20 protein-coding genes and 2 tRNA genes are annotated in these 20377 nt (G+C 70.7%); 14 read left to right on the plus strand and 8 right to left on the minus strand.

Annotated features, from left to right (window positions below; all coding sequences use genetic code 11):
• Nucleotides 1-44: 44 nt before the first annotated feature.
• Entirely contained in the window at nucleotides 45-629 is a 585-nt protein-coding gene (locus SCNRRL3882_RS21090) for an SSI family serine proteinase inhibitor (protein ID WP_078602712.1), read from the minus strand.
• Between the two features lie 241 nt (nucleotides 630-870).
• On the opposite strand from SCNRRL3882_RS21090, the gene SCNRRL3882_RS21095 reads away from it, so the two are divergent.
• Nucleotides 871-961: transfer RNA gene (locus SCNRRL3882_RS21095), tRNA-Ser, on the plus strand.
• A gap of 88 nt (nucleotides 962-1049) precedes the next feature.
• Here SCNRRL3882_RS21095 and SCNRRL3882_RS21100 read toward each other — a convergent pair.
• The gene (locus SCNRRL3882_RS21100) at nucleotides 1050-1898 is read right to left on the minus strand and encodes an arginase family protein (RefSeq protein WP_010032960.1); all 849 of its coding nucleotides are present in this window, start codon (nucleotides 1896-1898) and stop codon (nucleotides 1050-1052) included.
• A gap of 177 nt (nucleotides 1899-2075) precedes the next feature.
• Here SCNRRL3882_RS21100 and SCNRRL3882_RS21105 point away from each other — a divergent pair.
• A tRNA-Arg gene (locus tag SCNRRL3882_RS21105) sits at nucleotides 2076-2148 on the plus strand.
• 97 nt (nucleotides 2149-2245) lie between these two features.
• Here the strand turns inward: SCNRRL3882_RS21105 and SCNRRL3882_RS21110 are convergent.
• A complete protein-coding gene (locus SCNRRL3882_RS21110) occupies nucleotides 2246-2542 on the minus strand; it encodes a GYD domain-containing protein (protein ID WP_010032962.1) in 297 nt (98 codons plus the stop codon).
• Nucleotides 2543-2759: 217 nt separating this feature from the next.
• On the opposite strand from SCNRRL3882_RS21110, the gene SCNRRL3882_RS21115 reads away from it, so the two are divergent.
• On the plus strand, nucleotides 2760-3479 hold the full coding sequence (locus tag SCNRRL3882_RS21115) for a hypothetical protein (protein ID WP_010032963.1): 720 nt from the start codon (nucleotides 2760-2762) through the stop codon (nucleotides 3477-3479).
• A gap of 64 nt (nucleotides 3480-3543) precedes the next feature.
• Complete coding sequence (locus SCNRRL3882_RS21120; protein ID WP_010032964.1) at nucleotides 3544-3870, plus strand: GYD domain-containing protein; 327 nt, start codon at nucleotides 3544-3546, stop codon at nucleotides 3868-3870.
• A gap of 112 nt (nucleotides 3871-3982) precedes the next feature.
• On the opposite strand, the gene SCNRRL3882_RS21125 is transcribed toward SCNRRL3882_RS21120, so the two are convergent.
• Nucleotides 3983-4459, minus strand: coding sequence for a MarR family winged helix-turn-helix transcriptional regulator (locus SCNRRL3882_RS21125; protein WP_010032965.1), 477 nt, complete (start codon nucleotides 4457-4459; stop codon nucleotides 3983-3985).
• A gap of 105 nt (nucleotides 4460-4564) precedes the next feature.
• On the opposite strand from SCNRRL3882_RS21125, the gene SCNRRL3882_RS21130 reads away from it, so the two are divergent.
• The 8 genes from SCNRRL3882_RS21130 (at nucleotide 4565) to SCNRRL3882_RS21165 (ending at nucleotide 14382) form a co-directional block, all read left to right on the plus strand.
• A complete protein-coding gene (locus SCNRRL3882_RS21130) occupies nucleotides 4565-4978 on the plus strand; it encodes an HGxxPAAW family protein (protein WP_010032966.1) in 414 nt (137 codons plus the stop codon).
• 75 nt (nucleotides 4979-5053) lie between these two features.
• On the plus strand, nucleotides 5054-5926 hold the full coding sequence (locus tag SCNRRL3882_RS21135) for a DUF2797 domain-containing protein (RefSeq protein WP_029180699.1): 873 nt from the start codon (nucleotides 5054-5056) through the stop codon (nucleotides 5924-5926).
• 105 nt (nucleotides 5927-6031) lie between these two features.
• Complete coding sequence (locus SCNRRL3882_RS21140; RefSeq protein WP_010032969.1) at nucleotides 6032-6772, plus strand: response regulator transcription factor; 741 nt, start codon at nucleotides 6032-6034, stop codon at nucleotides 6770-6772.
• Nucleotides 6769-8379: a HAMP domain-containing sensor histidine kinase gene (locus tag SCNRRL3882_RS21145; RefSeq protein ID WP_010032971.1), complete on the plus strand. Its 1611-nt coding sequence runs from the start codon at nucleotides 6769-6771 to the stop codon at nucleotides 8377-8379. Before SCNRRL3882_RS21140 ends, SCNRRL3882_RS21145 begins: the two co-directional genes overlap by 4 nt.
• 14 nt (nucleotides 8380-8393) lie before the next feature.
• Nucleotides 8394-9797 carry a bifunctional glycosyltransferase family 2/GtrA family protein gene (locus SCNRRL3882_RS21150; protein ID WP_029180701.1) on the plus strand — a complete coding sequence of 468 codons (1404 nt, stop codon included), beginning with the start codon at nucleotides 8394-8396 and terminating at the stop codon, nucleotides 9795-9797.
• Nucleotides 9794-11941 (plus strand): ArnT family glycosyltransferase, encoded by a 2148-nt coding sequence (locus tag SCNRRL3882_RS21155; protein ID WP_010032975.1) that lies wholly within the window; start codon nucleotides 9794-9796, stop codon nucleotides 11939-11941. The genes SCNRRL3882_RS21150 and SCNRRL3882_RS21155 overlap by 4 nt, the downstream gene beginning before the upstream one ends.
• A 105-nt stretch (nucleotides 11942-12046) precedes the next feature.
• Nucleotides 12047-13543 carry an MFS transporter gene (locus SCNRRL3882_RS21160; RefSeq protein WP_010032977.1) on the plus strand — a complete coding sequence of 499 codons (1497 nt, stop codon included), beginning with the start codon at nucleotides 12047-12049 and terminating at the stop codon, nucleotides 13541-13543.
• A 71-nt stretch (nucleotides 13544-13614) separates the two neighbouring features.
• Complete coding sequence (locus SCNRRL3882_RS21165; protein WP_010032978.1) at nucleotides 13615-14382, plus strand: TetR/AcrR family transcriptional regulator; 768 nt, start codon at nucleotides 13615-13617, stop codon at nucleotides 14380-14382.
• Between the two features lie 14 nt (nucleotides 14383-14396).
• Here the strand turns inward: SCNRRL3882_RS21165 and SCNRRL3882_RS21170 are convergent, their stop codons facing one another.
• Together SCNRRL3882_RS21170 and SCNRRL3882_RS21175 are read right to left on the minus strand one after the other, a co-directional pair.
• Nucleotides 14397-14867 carry a PPOX class F420-dependent oxidoreductase gene (locus SCNRRL3882_RS21170; RefSeq protein ID WP_010032979.1) on the minus strand — a complete coding sequence of 157 codons (471 nt, stop codon included), beginning with the start codon at nucleotides 14865-14867 and terminating at the stop codon, nucleotides 14397-14399.
• A gap of 10 nt (nucleotides 14868-14877) precedes the next feature.
• The gene (locus SCNRRL3882_RS21175) at nucleotides 14878-15231 is read right to left on the minus strand and encodes an STAS domain-containing protein (RefSeq protein ID WP_050810138.1); all 354 of its coding nucleotides are present in this window, start codon (nucleotides 15229-15231) and stop codon (nucleotides 14878-14880) included.
• Between the two features lie 216 nt (nucleotides 15232-15447).
• Between SCNRRL3882_RS21175 and SCNRRL3882_RS21180 the strand changes: the two genes are divergently transcribed.
• Together SCNRRL3882_RS21180 and SCNRRL3882_RS21185 are read left to right on the plus strand one after the other, a co-directional pair.
• Nucleotides 15448-16170 carry an ANTAR domain-containing protein gene (locus SCNRRL3882_RS21180; protein ID WP_050810139.1) on the plus strand — a complete coding sequence of 241 codons (723 nt, stop codon included), beginning with the start codon at nucleotides 15448-15450 and terminating at the stop codon, nucleotides 16168-16170.
• Between the two features lie 57 nt (nucleotides 16171-16227).
• On the plus strand, nucleotides 16228-16929 hold the full coding sequence (locus SCNRRL3882_RS21185) for a GAF and ANTAR domain-containing protein (RefSeq protein ID WP_010032982.1): 702 nt from the start codon (nucleotides 16228-16230) through the stop codon (nucleotides 16927-16929).
• Here SCNRRL3882_RS21185 and SCNRRL3882_RS21190 read toward each other — a convergent pair.
• Together SCNRRL3882_RS21190 and SCNRRL3882_RS21195 are read right to left on the minus strand one after the other, a co-directional pair.
• Nucleotides 16912-17733 (minus strand): YceI family protein, encoded by an 822-nt coding sequence (locus SCNRRL3882_RS21190; protein WP_010032985.1) that lies wholly within the window; start codon nucleotides 17731-17733, stop codon nucleotides 16912-16914. The two genes, SCNRRL3882_RS21185 and SCNRRL3882_RS21190, sit on opposite strands and share 18 nt — an antisense overlap.
• 88 nt (nucleotides 17734-17821) lie before the next feature.
• Nucleotides 17822-20371, minus strand: a complete 2550-nt coding sequence (locus SCNRRL3882_RS21195; protein WP_086012451.1) for an MFS transporter — start codon at nucleotides 20369-20371, stop codon at nucleotides 17822-17824.
• Between the last annotated feature and the right edge of the window lie 6 nt (nucleotides 20372-20377).

The following is a 20377-nucleotide window of genomic DNA, read 5'->3' on the forward strand; positions in this document are numbered from 1 at the left end:
GGGGCACGAGCGGCGACACGGGGTGAAACCGCCACGGGCTTCCCTCAGAGGCGCTTGCCGGACCGCATGTCCGGCAGCAGCGGCACGAGCCGGTCCCAGCGGGCGATCGCGCAGCCGTCACGCCGGTCGTACCTGGCGTCGACGGGCCGTCCGGACCAGGTGCCGGTGACATGCGCGGTGGCCGGCCCGCCGTACTGCATGGTGCAGAAGCCGCCTGCCGGGGCGGGTGCGAAGACGTCCCTGCCCCACCGCGTGTCCCGCTTCAGGGCGGCACAGGCTCCGCGCGGGTCGGGGTGGCTGCCGCCGTCGGGTTCGCAGTACAGCTCGTACGTCCCGTCGAGGTCACCGCCCGCGTTCCGCACGGTGACGGTGAGGTGGTCCCGGTCCGGGCCCTGGCCTCCCGCGAGCCCGGCCGGGGACGGGGCGGCCTGGGCGTACGAGGCCGGGGACACCGCGGTCAGCGACCCGAAGGCGGCGACGGACGCGGCGGCACCGACGACGAGACGCCGCAGACCGGGACGAGCGGTGGTCCAGGAGGTTCGGGAGGTCGGAGAGATCGGAGAGGTCCGGGAGGTGAGGGGACTCCGGGACGCGTTTCCGGGGGCAGCCCGGCGAATGGCATGCAACATGGCCTGACTAACGCGGCGCGGCCCGGTACGTTGCGCGCCGGTCCGAGGCGCCGCACGACTGCACCGCACACCCCGCGACCCCACACCCTCGCGCACTCCCTGGTGCCGGCGGTACCGGCCGGACAAGGCCTTTGCCCTGCGACCTTCCGGCCTAGTACCGTGGGGGTCGATTGGTGACAGCACGCTCGACTGTGTCATCATCGGCACGCACCGACTCGCGCTCGCGCGGGAGGATGTGCCTGGAGGCGTCGCCTAGTCCGGTCTATGGCGCCGCACTGCTAATGCGGTTTGGGCCTTAAAGCCCATCGAGGGTTCAAATCCCTCCGCCTCCGCACTCTGACCAGGGAGTTCGGCCCCACGTGGCTGGACTCCCTGAGTCGCGTTCGAGGCCCTTGTCCGACGCCGGCGCCGAGGCGCTGCTCAGCCTCGGCCGGCCCCGAACAGTCCCTCGACGATCCGCCGCAGTACCGCCTCCTCCTTCTCCCGCTCGCCGGCGGCTTCCGTCCGCTCGTACTCGGTGAGCGCGAGGCCGGCGAGCGTGAACTCCTCCGTCAGCGCCCGCACCGCTCCGAGCAGCTCCTCCACGCCGAGTCCGCGCGGCTCGGGCGTGCCGACGGCCGGGAACACCTGCGGGTCGAGGACGTCGAGGTCGATGTGGAGGTACACCGCCTCGGCGCCGGTGGCGCGCACGGCGGCCAGGAGCGGCCCTGGTTCCGTCAGGTCCTCGACGCCGAGGTGCCGTATGCCGCGGCGCTCGACGAGGTCCTGTTCGCCCGGGTCCAGTGACCGCGCACCCGCCAGGACCACGCGGTCGGCCGACAGGCTCCGCGCCGGCCGCAGGCCCTCCGGCCCGTCGCCGATGAGTGCGCGCAGCACCATGCCGTGGAAGGCCCCGGAAGGTGACGAGTCCGGAGTGTTCAGGTCTCCGTGCGCGTCGAACCACACCAGCGCCAGCCGGTCCCCGAACGCGGAGAGCGCGGCCTCGACCGGTGCGAGGTCGACCGCGCAGTCGCCGCCGACGGTCACGGTCCGCTCGCCCGGCGGAACCTCGGCCAGTGCCGCGCGCACCGCCGGCAGATGGCGCTCCAGCACATCGGCGTTCCGTACGCCGCCCCGCGCGTTCCCGGCGTTGTCGTCGAGCGTCACCGTGCGCCGCCGACCTGCGGGTATCAGCTCGGCGAGCCAGGCAGCCCCGCTGGGCAACCGGCGGGCCGTAGGGGCACCCGACCCCTGCCACTGCGCCACCTCGAGCACGACCGGACCGCGCATGACCGCTCCCTTCCCCACTCCGCTCCGCACCTGGTCGCGAAGCCCCATCTGAGGCCATTTCCGCAGGTCACAAGCGGTATGGCAAACGGATTTCACATGGCGGCGGCAGTCATGTAATGTTCTTCCTGTCGCCGCGAGCGCGCCGGAAGGCCCGGGAGCGGCGAAAAAACAGAACAGGCACTCGTAGCTTAACGGATAGAGCATCTGACTACGGATCAGAAGGTTGCAGGTTCGAATCCTGCCGAGTGCGCACAGAGCAGAGGCCCCGGAGAGATCCGGGGCCTCTGGCGTTTCAGGCGCGGACAGCGGCGAAGCACAGCAACGGCTGATGTACGTCCCCCACGTCTTCAGCCGGCGGCCTTGGCGATGATGCGGTCCATCTCCTCGCGGCCGAAGGCCCGCAGGGTCGTGGTACGGACGTTGCCCACCCCGCCCAGCTGAAGGAGCGCCGCGGTGGCGGTTTCGTCGTCCGGTGCCTCGACGAGGGCCACGAGGTCGTACGGACCGACGGTCCAGTAGACGTTCAGGAGCTTCGCCCCGATCTTCTGCACCGCTGAACCGAAGGCCTCGGCACGCTTCGCGGTGTCCTTGTAGTTTCGGATCCCTTGATCGGTCCAGTTCAGCAACGTGACATACGTCGGCATGGTCTTTCGCCTTCATGAGGGAACACATCGCGCACCCCATCCTGGATGCCATGGGGGAAACCCGCACAAGGTGCGCACCTGAACGAGTAATACGAGCGATGACAAGTTGTTGATAACGGAACCTTCAGGACTGCCTGGCTGGGATCAACGCCGAGTAGCGCGTACGGAGTCGGCGTGCCCAACCTGGAAAGAGACAGCTGAAGAAGGGCGAACGATCATGAGAGTCCAGCGTGCAATTCTTACCCGTGTGACCTGCACGGCGACGCTGGTGGTCGTCGGCCTCGCGGGCGGTGTGACGACGCAGGACTCGAACGGCATCGAGGACCTCCCTGCGAACGAGATTATGGAGAAGGCCGCTGACGCGACCAAGAGCGCGGACTCCCTTCGGCTGAAGGGAACGACGACGAGCGGCCCGGATGAGGTCCTGGTAGACCTCGCTCTGAACGAGGACGGTGATTGCAAGGGCACCATCGGCCCTCGGGAAAACGTGACTGCGGAGATCATCAAAGTCGGCGATGCCGCGTATCTCAAAGGAGATGAGACCTTCTGGAAGGAGATGGAATCCGGGAGCGATGAGGTCGACCTTCTCGCGGATCAGTGGCTGAAAGTGTCCGCCCAGTCTGAGGGATTCGAAGACCTGGCCGAGCTGTGTGATGCCGACCGTCTGCTCCAGGACATTCCCGATCACCCTGACCCCGGGCTGACCAAAGGCAAGATCCACGACGTCAATGACCAGCCTGCAATTCCGGTTGTGAGAAAGGATGACGGCGTCACCAGCACCGTGGATGTCGCGACGGAGGGTGAGCCCTACATTCTGAGGCTCAGTCGGACCGGAGGAGACGAGCCCGCGGATTTGGTGATGAGCGACTACAACAAGCCCGTCAATGCTGAGGCGCCGCCCGCCGAGGACGTTCTCGACATCGAGGATCTTCAGTGAGTCACCGCCGGCGCCCTTCCCGCCTCGCGGGGTGCATCCCTTGATGGAACGAAAGGCAGACATGATGCCGCTCTACCTGTCGAGGTTCAGCTACACACCGGAGACCTGGGCGAGGCTGATCGGCCGCCCGGAGGACCGTGCGCAGGCCGCTCAGTCGTACATCGAGTCCGTCGGTGGGAAGCTCCACGGCTTCTGGTACGCCTTCGGCACGCACGACGGTTACAACCTGTGGGAAGCCCCGGACAACGTGTCCATGGCCGCGGTGGCCCTGGCGATCAGCGGAGGCGGCGCGCTGAGTTCGTTCGAGACGACGGTCCTCCTGACCGTCGACGAAACGATCGAGGCCCTGCGCACAGCCGAGCAGGTCCGGTACCGGGCTCCTGGCGCGTAGCGGAAGGCCGCGGCTCAGACCTCCACGCTCACGCGCTGATGCTCGGCAGTGAGCCACTCGATGTATGCAATGAGGTATGGCACAACGGGCGTCCGCTGCTCAGGGCCGGTGTTCAGTCGGTGCGGCAGTGTTCCTCCAAGTAGTTCGCCGCGAGGCCGCTCGCGCGGGTGAACCAGTCGTTCAGGACCGCGATTTCGTCGGGGGAGTAGTCCGCGAAGAGTTCCGTGAGGCGGGCGTAGTACGGCTCGTAGACCGCTCGGACGCGGGCGACCGCGTCGGGCTGGGCGGCTACGCGGATGCGGCGGCGGTCGGTCGGGTCGGGGCGGCGGGTGATGTAGCCGGCGCGTTCCAGGCGGTTGAGGATGCCGGTGACCGCGCCCGTCGTGACGTGGACTCGGGCTGCCAGGTCGCCGGCCGTGGGCAGGTTCTCACCGGCTTCGATGACGTAGGCGAAACAGGTGAGGTCGGTCACACTCAGGCCTACCTGTTGGGCGATCTCATGCTGTCCGACCAGGTGGGTCGCGATGAGGTGGTCCATCGCCGACAGTGCCTGCTCCGGCGTGGCAGCCGGACGCGGCTTGGCTTGCATTCCCAGATCCCTTAGTTCGTGAGATGTTTGGGCTCTAAAAGGCTTAGCTGGTGAGAGGCTCGGGGGCGCGGGTTCCCGGGGCCTTCGTGTGTGAGGGGGCAGCATATGAGCGCACATCAGTATGACCACGGTCATACCGTCGCGGGATGGGTCGGAACCGGGATCGCGAGTGTCGGGGCCGCTCTGGCGGGTGCGGGGGTGTGTTTCGTCTCGGGCGTGCTGATCGCCGGTGGGCTCGCGATCGGTGTGGTCGCCCTGCTGGTCACCTGGGCGCTGCACCTGGCCGGCTGGGGGAAGGGGCCGGGGCTCCGGCCCAGGGAGGAGTGGGGCTGGCGGGTCCGGGACTCGGGGGCGCGGGCCGGACATGACGAGTGCCTCGGGTGCCGGCTGGCCGGGCGGGGGCGTACGGCGGGCTCGGGCCGTACGACCGAGGTGGCCGGGGGTGCTTCCGTACGCGCTGAGGTGAGCGTGGGCGGGCAGAGCGAGGCCGCTGCCGTGGGGGCCGACTCCGGGCGCTGACGCGCGGACGCCGCTGCAGCGGATGCCGCTGTCACCGGACGCCGTTGTCAGTGGTGCCCTCTACGCTCGGCAGAGATGGCACAGGCATGGAAGTGCTCGGGGCTGCGGTGGTCGGCTGACGGTCCCGTGCTGGTGTGGCACGGCGGGCGGCGCACTGCGCTGACCTGGGGGAAACGGGTGGCCTTCGGGGTCGCGGAGGGGGGCGTGCGGACCTGCGTGGGGGCTCGGGGGCATGCCTGTCCGACGGGGGCGGCCGTGTCGGGGCGGAGTACGGGGGCGCGGTGCGAGGAGTGTGCGCGGCTGGACCGGGCGCACTCCGTGGCCGCCGACACGATCGCCGACGACCCGCGGCCGTATCGCGTGTATCTGGCGTGGTTCGGGCCCGGCATGGTCAAGGTCGGGATCACGGCGCAGGAGCGGGGCTCCGCGCGGCTGCTGGAGCAGGGGGCCGTGTGCTTCAGCTGGCTCGGTGCCGGGCCGCTCATGGCCGCGCGGCGTACGGAGGAGTTGTTGCGGGCCGCGCTGCGGGTGCCCGACCGGATCCCCTACGTCGAGAAGCGGGCCGTGCGGGCCGTGCTTCCGGAGGCTGCGGCCGACCGGGCCGTCGAGGTCGCCGAGCTGCACGCGCGGGCGGTCGCGCTCGGTGGGTGGCCGGAGTCGCTCGCGCGGGAGCCCCTGCGCGTTGTCGATCACCTGGAGGTGTTCGGGCTCGCCGGTCTGCCCGTCGCGGTCGGGGAAGTGGGCGAGCTCGTCGCCGGTGGGGTCGTGAGCGGGGAGCTCGTGGCCGCTGCCGGGCCCGATCTGCATCTGGCGACCGGGGGTGGGGTCGTCGTGCTGGACACGCGGCTGATGAGCGGATGGGAGCTGGTGCCCGCCGAGGGTTCGGAACTCACCGTGCCGGTGCGGGGGTTCAAGGAGAAGGCAGGTGTGCAGGACGGGTTGTTCTGACCCTCCCGATTCCCAGGCGTTCCCTGAGAAGCACCTGTGTGTTTCTCAGGGAAATCACAGGTTGCCGAAAGGGTGCTCTCAGAGCACGCCGACATCGTGTGCACCATGACCACGACCTCGCCCCAGGGGCGCACCGAACTGCTGAGGCCGGACGGGAGCCCCGTCCGAGTGCTTGTGGTGGACGACGAGATGTCGATCACCGAACTGCTGTCCATGGCCCTCCGCTACGAGGGCTGGCAGATCCGGAGCGCGGGAGACGGCCAGGGCGCCCTCCAGACCGCGCGCGACTTCCGGCCCGACGCCGTCGTCCTCGACATGATGCTGCCCGACATGGACGGGCTGGCGGTACTCGGCCGGCTGCGCCGTGAGCTGCCGGACGTGCCGGTTCTCTTCCTCACCGCCAAGGACGCCGTCGAGGACCGGATCGCCGGGCTGACGGCAGGCGGGGACGACTACGTCACCAAGCCGTTCAGCCTCGAAGAGGTCGTCGCGCGGCTGCGCGGGCTGATACGGCGGTCCGGTGCCGCCGACCGGCGCTCCGACTCCATGCTGGTCGTCGGCGACCTCACCCTCGACGAGGACAGCCACGAGGTCACCCGGGCCGGTGAGAACATCCACCTGACCGCGACCGAGTTCGAGCTGCTGCGGTTCCTGATGCGCAATCCGCGGCGCGTGCTCAGCAAGGCGCAGATCCTCGACCGCGTGTGGTCGTACGACTTCGGCGGGCAGGCCAACGTCGTCGAGCTGTACATCTCGTATCTGCGGCGGAAGATCGACGCGGGGCGCGAGCCGATGATCCACACCCGGCGTGGTGCCGGTTACCTGATCAAGCCCGCGGCCTCATGAGCGGACGGCGACGGCCGAGTACGCAGCAGAGGACGGGCGGGCTGTCGCGAGCGCGCAAGCCGCGCACGCTGCGGACCCGGCTCGTCGTCGCGTCCGTGGTGCTGATCGCCGTGGTGTGCGCGGTGATCGGGACCGTGACGACCCTCGCCCTCAGGTCGCATCTGTACGAGCAGCTGGACGGGCAGCTCGACGGAGCCGCGTCCAGGGCCGCGCTCAGCCCGCCCCGGGAGCCGGGCGAGGTCGGGGCCGACGGGCCCGCGAAGACGAAGAACGAAAGCCTCACCGACTTCGTCACGAGGGGGCCGCAGCCGGGCGGTACGGTCGCCGCCAAGATCGAGGGCGGCCGGATCACGGAGTCCGCGTACGGCGTCTCGGAAGACAACTACCGGATGAGCGCACGGTCGCTGAACTCCGCACAGAGAGCCGCCCTCGCTTCCGTGCCACAGACCGAGGGACAGCCGGCAACCATCGACATCCCGGGCCTCGGCGAGTACCGGGTCGAGTACAAGAGCGGTGACAAGGGCAGCTACTACGTGGCCATCCCGACCACGGACGTCACCAACACCGTCAACACCCTCATCCTGGTCGAGATCAGCGTCACGGCAGCCGGACTGGCCGCCGCGGGACTGGCCGGTTCCGTGCTCGTCGGCGTCGCCACCCGCCCCCTCCGCCGCGTCGCCGCCACCGCCACCCGGGTCTCCGAACTCCCCCTGCACACCGGCGAGGTCAACCTCAGCGAACGGGTCCCCGACTCCGAGACCGATCCGCACACCGAGGTCGGCCAGGTCGGCGCCGCGCTCAACCGGATGCTCGACCACGTCCACGGCGCCCTGCACGCACGGCAGCAGAGCGAGATGCGGGTCAGGCAGTTCGTCGCCGACGCCAGTCACGAGCTGCGGACCCCCCTGGCCTCCATCCGCGGGTACGCCGAGCTGACCCGGCGCGGCAGGGAGGACGTCGGACCCGACACCCGGCACGCCCTCGGGCGGATCGAGTCCGAGGCCGGGCGCATGACCCTCCTCGTCGAGGACCTGCTGCTGCTCGCCCGGCTGGACGCCGGGCGGCCGCTCACGTTCGAGCAGACCGACCTCGTACCGCTCGTCGTCGACACGGTCAGCGACGCCCGTGCGGCCGGACAGGACCACGTCTGGCGTCTCGACCTGCCCGACGAGCCCGCGCTGGTGTCGGCTGACGCGGCCCGGGTGCAACAGGTCCTCGTCAACCTGCTCGGCAACGCCCGCAACCACACCCCGCCCGGCACGACCGTCACCGCACGCGTGCAGCGGCGCGGCACCTGGCTGTGCGTGGACGTCGAGGACAACGGGCAGGGCATCCCGGCCGAGTTGCTGCCGCACGTCTTCGAACGGTTCGCGCGCGGCGACTCCGCGCGGTCCCGCGCCACCGGCTCGACCGGTCTCGGCCTCGCCATCGTGCAGGCCGTGGCGGCCGCGCACGGCGGTGCCGTGACCGTCGACAGCGTGCCCGGGCGGACCGTGTTCACGGTGCACCTGCCCGCGCTGCCGGCGCAGCCGCAGCCGGAAATGAGCTGGCAGCAGCACTCACAGGCACGCCACAGCGTCACCACATGGGCACAACAGGGCGCCTGACGAAAGTCGGTTCCATGCGAACCGATTCTTCTCCCGGCACCCTGCCGGCGCGGGAGCACCTCCCGGCCGCACCAGCCGGTACGCCTGTCCTGGACGTAGTGATCCCCGTCTACAACGAGGAGAAGGACCTCCAGCCGTGCGTCCGCAGACTGCACGAGCACCTCGCCCGCACCTTCCCGTACCCGTTCCGCATCACGATCGCGGACAACGCCTCCACGGACACCACCCCGCGGGTGGCGGCCCGGCTGGCGGCGGAGCTCCCCGAGGTCGCCCTCTTCCGCCTGGAGCAGAAGGGCCGGGGCCGGGCGCTGCGGGCCGTCTGGTCGGCCTCGGACGCTCCGGTCCTCGCCTACATGGACGTGGACCTGTCCACCGACCTCAACGCCCTGCTCCCGCTGGTGGCGCCGCTGATCTCCGGTCACTCGGACCTGGCGATCGGCTCCCGGCTAACCCACAGCTCGCGTGTGGTGCGCGGGCCCAAGCGGGAGTTCATCAGCCGGGCCTACAACCTCATCCTGCGCGGCTCGCTCCACGCCCGCTTCTCGGACGCCCAGTGCGGGTTCAAGGCGATCCGCCGTGACGTGGCGCAGGTGCTGCTGCCCCTGGTCGAGGACACCGGCTGGTTCTTCGACACCGAGATGCTGGTGCTCGCCGAGCGCGCGGGCCTGCGTATCCACGAGGTGCCGGTCGACTGGGTCGACGACCCCGACTCGACCGTGCACATCGTCAGGACCGCGACCGACGACCTCAAGGGCGTGTGGCGGGTCGGCAGGGCCCTGGCCACCGGTTCGCTGCCGCTGGACCGGCTCACCCGGCCGTTCGGCGACGACCCGCGCGACCGTGAGATCACGGACGTACCGCGGGGCCTCGCCCGCCAGTTGGTCGGCTTCTGCGTCGTCGGCGGCCTCTCCACCCTCTTCTACCTGCTCCTCTACAGCGGCTTCCGCCTCTTCACCGGCTCCCAGGCCGCCAACGCCCTCGCCCTGCTGGTCTCGGCGATCGCCAACACCGCCGCGAACCGGCGGCTCACCTTCGGGGTGCGCGGGCGCGGCGGAGCCGTACGGCACCAGGCGCAGGGCCTGGTCGTCTTCGGTATCGGACTCGCCCTGACCAGCGGCTCGCTCGCCGCGCTGGGCGCGGCCACGTCCGAACCCGCGCACTCCACCGAGCTGGCGGTCCTCATCGCCGCCAACCTCGCGGCGACCGTGCTGCGCTTCCTGCTCTTCCGGGCGTGGGTGTTCCCGGACCGGCGTGACGAGCCCGAGCTCTCGACGGTCGTGGACACGAACACCCAGTACGCCCCCTACGACACCACCCGGTTCCGCGTCGGTGACGTCGCGGACCGCACCTGGCCGGACAGCACCATGCAGCTCCAGCCGGTGCGCCTGACCGACACCGACCCGAGGAACGCCCGATGACGACGTACCACGACCGGACGACCCACGTGAGGGATACGAGTCCCCCGACCTGGGAACGGCCCCCGGCGGCACCCGCCGAGAACCCGCCCTTCGTACGGCGCCTGTGGCGCGGCCGGCCCGAGGACCCCCGTTGGGCACGCCCGGCCTTCCTCGGCCTGCTGCTCGCGACCCTGCTGCTCCACCTGTACGACCTGAGCGCCTCCGGCTACGCCAACTCCTTCTACTCGGCGGCCGTCCAGGCGGGCAGCAAGAGCTGGAAGGCCTTCTTCTTCGGCTCCCTCGACGCCTCCAACGCCATCACCGTCGACAAGCCCCCGGCCTCCCTGTGGCCGATGGAACTGTCGGTCAGGATCTTCGGCCTCAACTCGTGGGCGATCCTCGTCCCCGAGGTCCTCATGGGCGTCGGCACGGTGGCCGTCGTGTACGCCGCCGTGCGCCGCCGGTTCAGCCCCGCGGCCGGTCTGATCGCGGGTGCGGTGCTGGCGCTCACGCCCGTCGCGGCGCTGATGTTCCGCTTCAACAACCCGGACGCGATGCTGGCGCTGCTGATGGCGCTGGCCTGCTACTTCGTCATCCGGGCCCTGGAGGACGGCCGCACCAGGTGGCTGGTGTGGGCGGGGGTGGCCATCGGCTTCGCCTTCCTCACCAAGACCCTCCAGGCCTTCCTGATCCTGCCGCCCCTGGCCCTCGCCCATGCCGTGTGCGCGCCGGTGCGGATGAAGAAGCGCCTCGGGCAACTGGCCCTCGCCACGGTCGCGCTGGTCGTCTCCGGTGGCTGGTGGGTGGCGATCGTCGAGCTGTGGCCCGCGTCCTCCCGCCCGTACATCGGCGGCTCGCAGAACAACAGCTTCCTGGAACTGACCTTCGGCTACAACGGCCTGGGCCGCCTCAACGGCGACGAGACCGGCAGCGTGGGAGGCGGCGGTGGCAACGGCGGTGGCAACTGGGGAGAGACCGGCTGGGACCGCCTGTTCAGCTCCAGCATCGGCGGCCAGATCTCCTGGCTGATCCCGGCCGCGCTGATCCTGCTCGTCGCGGGCCTGGTGGCCACGCGCAAGACCGGGCGTACGTCGGTGACGCGGGGTTCGTTCCTCGTCTGGGGCGGCGCACTGCTCACGACCATGCTGGTCTTCAGCTACATGCAGGGCATCTTCCACGAGTACTACACGGTGGCGCTCGCCCCCTACATCGCGCCGCTGATCGGCATGGGCTCGGTGCTGCTCTGGGAGAAGCGTGACAAGGTCTGGGCGTCGCTGACCCTGGCGGCCGCGATGACGGCCACCGCGGCCTGGGGTTACGTCCTGCTCAACCGCTCCTCCGACTACCTGCCCTGGCTGAAGTGGCTCGTCCTGGTCGGCGGTCTGACGGCGGCCCTCGGCCTGATCTTCGCCGGCCGGCTGGGGCACGGACTGGCCCTGGGAGCGGCCGGGTTGGGCCTGGTCGCGGCGCTGGCCGGTCCGGCGGCGTACACGCTCACCACGCTGAACGAGGGGCACACGGGCTCGATCGTCACGGCGGGCCCGGCGGTCGCGGGCGGCCGGGGCGGTCCGGGCGGCGCCGGCGGTCCCGGCGGCGGTGGGCCCGGCGCCGGTGGCTTCCCGGGCGGCGGCCAGAACCAGCAGAACGGCAACGGCAACGCCCGGGGCGGGCAGGGCAACGGCTTCCCCGGCGGCGGTTTCCCGGGCGGTGGCCAGAACCAGCAGGGCCGGAACACCGCCCCGGGCGGCCCGACCGGCGACGGCGGCCGCATGGGCGGGGGTGGCGGCATCGGCGGTCTGCTCAACGGCGCCAGCGTCGGCTCCGAGGCCAGGAAGCTGCTGGAGACCGACGCCGACCGGTACACCTGGGCCGCGGCGGCCATCGGGGCCCAGAACGCCGCGAGTTACCAGCTGTCCACCGGCGAGCCGGTGATGGCCATCGGCGGCTTCAACGGCACGGACCCGTCCCCGACCCTGGCCCAGTTCAAGAAGTACGTGGAGGAAGGAAAGATCCACTACTTCATCGCGTCCGGCACGCGCGGCGGCATGGGCGGCAGCAGCGACGGCACGTCCTCCCGGATCACCTCCTGGGTCGAGGCCAACTTCAAGAAGGTGACGGCCGGTTCGGCCACCTTCTACGACCTCACGCAGAAGGCGAGCAGCTGACGGACCGCTGACCGGGAGAAGGGCCGTGGCCGGGAGCCACGGCCCTTCTCCAGGGCGCGATTACTCGGTTGTACGGCGTATGGGAATCCTTCTACGGTGTACAGCATGACGACGTCCCCCCAGGAAGAGGCCCCGCCGCAGACGGCACCCGGCGGCCACCCCCAGCGCTGGCTCATCCTCGCTGTCATCTGCCTCGCGCAGCTCACCGTGCTGCTCGACAACACGATCCTGAACGTGGCGATCCCCTCGCTCACCCGCGAGATGGACGCGACGACCGCCGACGTCCAGTGGATGATGAACGCCTACTCACTGGTGCAGTCCGGCCTGCTGCTCACGGCGGGCAACGCCGCCGACCGCTACGGCCGCAAGCTGCTGCTGATGTCGGGACTGGCGATCTTCGGCGTGGGCTCGCTGGCGGCCGGACTGTCCCAGAGCCCGGCTCAGCTGATCGCGGCCCGCGCCGGCATGGGCGTCGGCGGCGCGCTGCTGATGACCACGATCCTCGCCGTCGTCGTGCAGATCTTCGACGACCAGGAGCGGGTCAAGGCCATCGCGCTGTGGTCGACGGTCAGTTCACTCGGTTTCGCGGCCGGGCCGCTGCTCGGCGGAGTGATGCTGAACCACTTCTGGTGGGGCGCGATCTTCCTGATCAACATCCCGGTCGCGGTGCTCGGCCTGATCGCGGTCGCCGCGCTCGTGCCGGAGTCCAAGCACAAGGCGGGCGACCGGCCCGACCTGGTCGGCGCTGTGCTGTCGACCATCGGCATGACGTCCGTCGTGTACGCGATCATCACCGGCCCCGAGCACGGCTGGACGTCCGGCCAGGTGCTGGTCTCCGCGCTGATCGGCGTGGCCGTACTCGGGATCTTCGTGGTGTGGGAGCTGCGGACCGAGCACCCGATGCTCGACATGCACTTCTTCCGCAACCAGAAGTTCGTCGGCGCGGTCGCGGGCGCGATCCTCGTGGCGTTCGGCATGACGGGCTCGCTGTTCCTGCTCACCCAGCACCTCCAGTTCGTGCTCGGCTACGAGCCGCTGGACGCCGGCCTGCGGACGGCGCCGCTGGCGTTGACCGTGGTCGCGCTCAACTTCACCGGGCTCGGCGCGAAGCTGGTGCTCAAGGTCGGTACGCCGGGGGCCATCGCGCTCGGCATGACGCTGGTGTCGGCCGGTCTGGCGGCGATCGCGCTGCTCGGCGGGCACGGGTACGGCGGGATGCTGCTCGGCCTGGTCGTGATGGGCGCGGGTGTGGCGTTGTCCATGCCGGCGATGGCCAACGCGATCATGAGCGCGATACCGCCCGAGAAGGCGGGTGTGGGAGCGGGCATCAACGGGACGCTCGCGGAGTTCGGCAACGGGCTCGGTGTGGCGGTCCTCGGTGCGGTGCTCAACTCGCGGTTCGCGTCGCTGGTCGCCGTATCGGCGGCGTCGTTGCCGGCGGCACTCGCGGCAGCGGACTCGGCTGAGGAGAAGGCGCGCATCTCTGACGCATTCGCCTCCGGGTTGGAGACCAGTCAGTTGGTGGGGGCGGTGGCTGTGCTGGCCGGTGGGTTGGTCGCGGCGGCGTTGTTGCGGCGGGCTGAGCGGGCAGAATCCGTCTAGGAGTGCAGTTCCCCGCGCCCCTTTCGGGACGCCTAGCATGATCGGCGTCGGCGAGTCGAGGAAGGTGCGCCATGGCGAAAGCGGCTCGGGAGAGTCAGCCGCGGTCCAGCGTCTGGCTGGAGAGCAAGGCGCACCGGCGGCGCGGTGGAGGTCAGCCCTCGGGGCTGGACCGCGCGCGCATCATCGAGGTCAGCGTCCGGCTGCTCGACGCCGAGGGGCTGGCCAGGTTCTCGATGCGGCGGCTGGCCGGCGCGCTGAACGTCACCGCGATGTCCGTCTACTGGTACGTCGACACCAAGGACGACCTGCTCGAACTCGCCCTGGACGAGGTCATGGGCGAGATGCGGCTGCCCGATCCGGACGCCGACGAGGACTGGCGCGACCAGGTGCGGGCCCTCGCGTGGGAGTACCGGACGCTGCTGGTGCGGCACCCCTGGGTGTCCGCGCTGGTCGGCGTCTTCCTCAACATCGGCCCCAACAACCTGGCCTTCTCCCGGGCCGTACAGCGCGTGGTCCGCAGGACCGGGCTGCCCGCGAAACGCCTGACGAGCACGATCTCGGCCGTCTTCCAGTTCGTCTACGGCTACGGCACGCTGGAGGGCCATCTCTCCGCCCGCGCCAAGGCCGGCGGCATGACCGTGGACGAGTACTTCCAGCAGGCCCTGAGCACCGTGACCGCGGCCCCGCAGGCCGCCGACGTCATCAAGGAGTCCCAGGAGATCATGGCGGCGCGCGGCGGCGACACCGTCGCCGAGATGCTGGAGCGCGACTTCGAGTACGCGCTGGAACTGCTGATCGCGGGCATCGAGGCGATGGTCGCCCGGGAGCGAGAAGCCTGAGCGGGAGTTCCCCCCTACCCCCCCTCGACCAGCCGTGCCGGGAACCCGCCGGTCGCCACCGGCCCCCACCGCTCCGGGGTGATCCGGATGATCGACTTGCCCTGCTTGAGCATGGCCGCGCGGTACTCGTCCCAGTCGGGGTGCTCCCCGGCGATGTTTCGGTAGTACTCCACGAGCGGTTCGACGGAGTCGGGGGTGTCGACGACCTCGGCCGTGCCGTCGATCTGGACCCAGGGGCCGTTCCAGTCGTCGCTGAGGACGAGCAGGCTCACCCGGGGGTCCCGCTTGGCGTTGCGGGTCTTCGCCCGCTCCGGGTACGTCGAGACCACGATCCGGCCGGAGTCGTCGACCCCGCAGGTCAGCGGCGAGCCCTGGGGGCCGCCGTCGGACCGCCGGGTCAGCAGGATCGCGTGGTGCCGGGGGCGTACGAAGTCGAGCAACTCGTCGAGGGAGACGCGGGTGTTCGTCGCGATGTTCGGTGCCATGCCAGGCAGCCTACGACGCCATGGCCTCGGTGAGGTTGTCGTACACGGGCACGTCCCGGCGCAGGCCGGTCAGCTCCAGTACGCGGCTCGTGACACCGTCCGGCCGTGCCACCAGACGCATCCGGGCCCCGGGGCGCAGCCGGTGGCGCACGTCGTTGATGAGGCGGATGCCCTGGGAGTCCATGAAGCGGGTCGCGGTGAGGTCGAGGACGAGCACCTCCAGCCGGTCACCATGGGCCCGGGTCTCGGACACGATGAGCGGAAGCAGCTGCTCCGCGTTGCAGAAGTCGATCTCCGCGGGCATGGTGAAGTGGACGCGGCCTGGCAGACCGCGCGGTTGGGTGGGATTCGGGAGGAAAGTCACAGCACTCACCTGGCAGACGTTCGTCCGGACTCCGGTAAGGCCGCTTCCTGACCCTCAGGCCCATTCCACCATGCCGGGGCGCGGCCACGGAAGCGCCTGGGGCGGCCGTCGGCCGGACGTCACCTGGATGCAACCGAGCAGCTAGAGTGCTGTCCGTCCTGTGCTCGCAGTCGGGAATGTGCTGCGGAGCTCTCCTGCGCACGGCCATGGTCGTGCATGCCGAAGAGGTTCGTGGTGGCTGCGTCCGAGTTTCCTGATTTGCCCCGTTTTCCGGTCGGCTTCGAGCTGGCCGAGGCCCTGACGGTGGCGTCTCAGCAACTGCACGAGACACCCACCCCGCACAACACGCTGCGCACGGCGGTCCGGCTGGCCGTGCACATCATGCCCGGGGCCGAGCACGCCGGCATCTCCGAGATCGAGCGCGGCAACAAGTTCCGCACGCTCGCCTGGACCGACGACGTCGTGCGCTCCGCCGAGGCCCGGCACGGCGGCCGTGAACCGCACGGGCACTGGGAGCAGTTGTGGCACAGCCCGGTGGCGCGGATAACGGACAGCGAGGCCGACGACGGCTGGGACGTGCTGTCGGCCCTCGGACTGCGCTCGGCGCTGTCGCTGCGGCTGCGCGCCGACCGCCGCCGGCTGACCGTGCTCACGGCCTATGCGCGCAAACCGGGCGCCTTCGACGAGGACGCGACGCGCATCGGCCGGCTGTTCACCGCGCACGTCAGCATCGCCCTGGACTCCGCCACCGTGCGCGAGCAGCTCACCGAGGCCATGCACACCCGGGACCTGATCGGCCAGGCCACCGGCATCCTCATGGAGCGCCAGGGCATCGACGCGGCCGCGGCCTTCGAGAGCCTGGTGCGGGCCTCCCAGCGGGAGAACGTCAAACTGCGCGATCTGGCCCGCAAGATCGTCAGCGCTCACAACTCCACGTGAGCCGCTGAGAGTCAGGGCGGGGGCGTTAAGGGACGCCGACGGGATACCCGTACGTTCATGAGCTCCGAGACGTCCGACACGCTGGACCAGGCGATGGTGCGCAGCAGCGGTCTCGACACCCTGCTGCGCGATCTGACCGACCGCGCGGTTCAGGAGGTGCCGGGCGCCGCCGCGTGCAGCATCACGGTGAGTCGTGGCGGTCGGCTGCTCACCCTGGCCGGCAGCGACGGCCTGCCCAGCGGCCTGGACCAGCGGCAGTACGAGAACGGCTCGGGTCCCTGCGTCGACGCCGCCGAGACCGGCACCGAGCAGTACGCGCCGGACCTGGCCACGGAGTCCCGCTGGCCGGCGTACACGCGGTACGCGCTCTCCGCGGGCGTCCACTGCGCACTGGCCGTGCCGGTCGCCGTGGAGGGCGGGACGGGCGCCGCGATCAACCTCTACGGCGTGCGGCCCGGAGTGCTGGACGCGGGCCGGCACGCCGCCCGTGTGTTCGCCGCACGGGCGGGGGACGCGATCGACGTGGCGCTGCGCATCGAGCACCGGCGCCAGTCGGCGGCCGACGTGCGCACCGCGCTGCTCTCCCGCAGCGTCATCGACCAGGCGATCGGCATCCTCATGGCCCGGGAGCGGATCGACGCCCGGGACGCGCTGGAGCGGCTGCGCCGCGCCTCGCAGCACCGGAACGTCAAACTGCGCGACCTGTGCGACCAGTTGGTGGCGAAGGTCTCCGGCCCGGCCTCAGACAGCCGGAAGTGACTCGCCCTGCACGGCCTGGATGTCCAGCTCCACCTTGAGCGTCGTGCCGATGGCGGCGATGCCGGCCTGGAGGACCTGGTTGTAGTTCATCGCGAAGTCCTCGCGGTGCAGTTCGGTCGTGGCGCGGAACGCCGCACGGGTGCCGCCCCACGGGTCCGGGCCCGTGCCGAGGTAGGCCAGGTCCAGGTCGACCGGACGTACGACGCCGTGCATCCCCAGCTCGCCGTGCACGGTCCACCGGTCGGACCCGGTCGCCGTGAGCCCCGTCGAACGGTAGGTGATCTCGGGGAACCGCTCGACGTCCAGGAAGTCCGGCGACTTCAGGTGCCCGTCGCGCATGCCGTTGCCGGTGTCGATGGACGCGGCCCGGATCACCGCCTCCACACGCGACTTGGTGACGTCGTCCGGGGCGATCTCGATCGAGCCGGAGAACTCCGTGAACCGGCCGTGCACGCTGGAGATGCCCAGGTGCTGTGCCACGGCGGCCACGCTGGAGTGCACCGGGTCGACGGTCCACGGCCCCGGCGGCGGCAGCTCGGTGCCGCCCTGCCGTGCCAGCGTCACCGTGCCGACCTCGGCCCGGCCGCTCGCCGTGACGATCACACTGGAGGCCGCGGGCGCGTAGCCGACGGCGGTGACGATGACGGTGTACGCCCCCGGCTCCAGCGGCGTCGCGTCCCGGACGGCGCCCTCCGCGTCGGCCTCGGCACGCAGCGCCTGCGCACCGGTCATGTCGGCCACGGTGACGACCGCGTGCGACACGGCCCAACCGTCCCGGGTACGGATCCTCGCGGTCAGTCCCATCTCAGGTAACTCCTCGGAATGAAACCGGCCCGTGGCAGGGGCGCACCTCCGCTCGGAGCGCGCCCGCCGCCACGGGCCGGGGCTTGTCCTACTCGCCGGGGTGGGCGAGTTCGATGTCGTGGGCGTCGGTGCCGCGGCCCGTGACCGTCAGGGCGGTGGCCACCGGCGGGTAGCCCGTGGCGATGACGGTGTACTCGCCGCCGTCCAGGTCGGTGAAGGCGTACGCCCCGTCCGAACCGGTCGTGGCCGAGCCGACGACGTTGCCCGCCTGATCGACCAGCGTCACCCGGGCATCGGCCAGCGGGCCGTGCGGGGCGCGGACGACACCCTGGACGCGGGCGCCCGAGTCCAGGTCGATCTCGACCCGGGTGATGCCGGTGCCGCCCACCTCGACGGGCAGGGCGCGCGGCCGGTACCCGGCGGCGTTGACCGCGACGGTCACCGCCCCGGGCACCAGCTCGGCGAAGGAGAACTCGCCCTGCTCACCGGTCGCCTGGGTGGCCAGCAGGTCGCCGCGCACATCGGTGACGATCACCATCGCGTCCTTGACCGGCTGCCCGCCGTCGGCGGCCCGCACCAGGCCGGTCAGGCCGCTGGTGCCGCTGAGCAGGATGTCGTAGGCGACCGGCTCGCCGTTCACCACGACCGTGGACGCCTGCGGCTGGTAGCCGTCGGCGGAGGCGATCAGGACGTACGACCCGGCGCCCGGCGCGTCGAGGCCGTAGGAGCCGTCGGCCTGCGCCACCGACCGGCCCAGCTGACGCCCGGCCAGCGAGATCAGCGTGACGGCGGCCTGCGGCACCGGGGTGCTCTCGTTGCCGCGGACGAAGCCGCGGACCGGCACACCGTTCCCACCGGAAGCGGGCTCCTCGGCCCGGGCCACCGTGGCGACGGCGGCGAGCCGCTGCGTGCCCTCGGGCCCGGTGCCGTCGGCGGCCTCGGTGTCCGCCACGGCCCAGCTCGGCACGGCCTTCTCCGCGACGGGGGCCTCGGCGGCCGACTCGGCGGGAGCCTCCGCGCGGGCGTCGGCGTCCGCCGCCGCCTGTGCCAGCCCACCCTTCGTCTTCAACGGGACCTCCTTGATGAACAGCGACACCAGCAGCGCGAGCAGCGCCAACGGAGCCGAGTAGAGGAACACGTCCGCGACACCGTGGCCGTAGGCGCTCTCCACGACGGTGCGGATCGGCGCGGGCATCGCACCGAGGTCGGGGATGTTGCCCTCGCCCGTGCCGGCGTGGCCGAGGGCCGCGCCCTGGGCGCCGAGACCGGCGAGGCCGTCCTTGACGTAGTCGGTGATCTTGTTGCCCAGGACCGCGCCCAGCGCCGAGACGCCCACGGCACCGCCCAGGGACCGGAAGAAGGTCACCGTGGAACTGGCGGCACCCAGGTCGCCCGGCTCCACCTGGTTCTGCGTGCAGAGCACCAGGTTCTGCATCATCATGCCGATGCCGAGGCCCATCAGCGCCATGAAGATCGCTATGTGCCAGTACTCGGTGTCGTACCGGATCGTGCTCAGCAGGCCGAGCCCGGCCGTCACCAGCACACCGCCGCCGAGCAGCCAGCCCTTCCAGCGCCCGGTCCGGGTGATGACCTGGCCGGAGACGGTGGAGGAGACGAACAGGCCCGCGATCATCGGGATGGTCATGACGCCGGACATCGTCGGCGACTTGTCCCGCGCCAGCTGGAAGTACTGGCTGAAGAACACGGTCCCCGAGAACATCGCGACACCGACGAACAGCGAGGCCACGGAGGCCAGCGTGATGGTGCGGTTGCGGAACAGCCGCAGCGGGATGATCGGCTCGCTCGCCTTCGCCTCGATCAGGACGAACAGCGCCAGCAGCACGACCGAGCCGCCGACCATCGCGTACGTCTGCCACGACAGCCAGTCGTACTTGTCGCCGGCGAAGGTCACCCAGACCAGCAGCAGGCAGACGGCCGCGGTGATGAAGAAGGCGCCGGCCCAGTCGACCTTGACCTTCCGCTTCACCACGGGCAGGTGCAGGGTCTTCTGGAGCACGATCAGGGCGATCACGGCGAAGGGCACGCCGACGTAGAAGCACCAGCGCCAGCCGAGCCAGTCGGTGTCGGTGATGACACCGCCGACCAGCGGACCGCCGACCATGGCCGTGGCGAAGACGGCACCCAGGTAGCCGTTGTACCGTCCGCGCTCACGCGGCGAGATCATCGCCGCCATGATGATCTGGGCCAGTGCGGACAGACCGCCCATGCCGATGCCCTGGACCGCGCGGAACGTGATGAGCATGCCGGGGTTCTGCGACATGCCGGCCGCCGCAGACCCCAGGACGAAGACGACCAGGGCGAGCTGGATCAGCAGCTTCTTGGAGAACAGGTCGGCGAGCTTGCCCCACAGCGGCGTCGACGCGGTCATGGTCAGCAGGGACGCGGTCACGACCCAGGTGTAGGCGCTCTGGCCGCCGCCGAGGTCGCCGATGATCCGGGGCAGGGCGTTGGAGACGATCGTCGACGACAGGATCGCGACGAACATGCCGAGCAGGAGACCGGTGAGGGCCTCCATGATCTGCCGGTGCGTCATCGGAGCGCCGCCGCCGGAGGGGCCGTGGGAGCCTCCCCCGTGCTTGGCATGAGCCCGCACACCGGCTGGTGTGGTCGTTGCCATGGGCTT

It is taken from the genome of Streptomyces chartreusis NRRL 3882 (genome assembly GCF_900236475.1).
GTDB classification, from domain to species: domain Bacteria; phylum Actinomycetota; class Actinomycetes; order Streptomycetales; family Streptomycetaceae; genus Streptomyces; species Streptomyces chartreusis_D.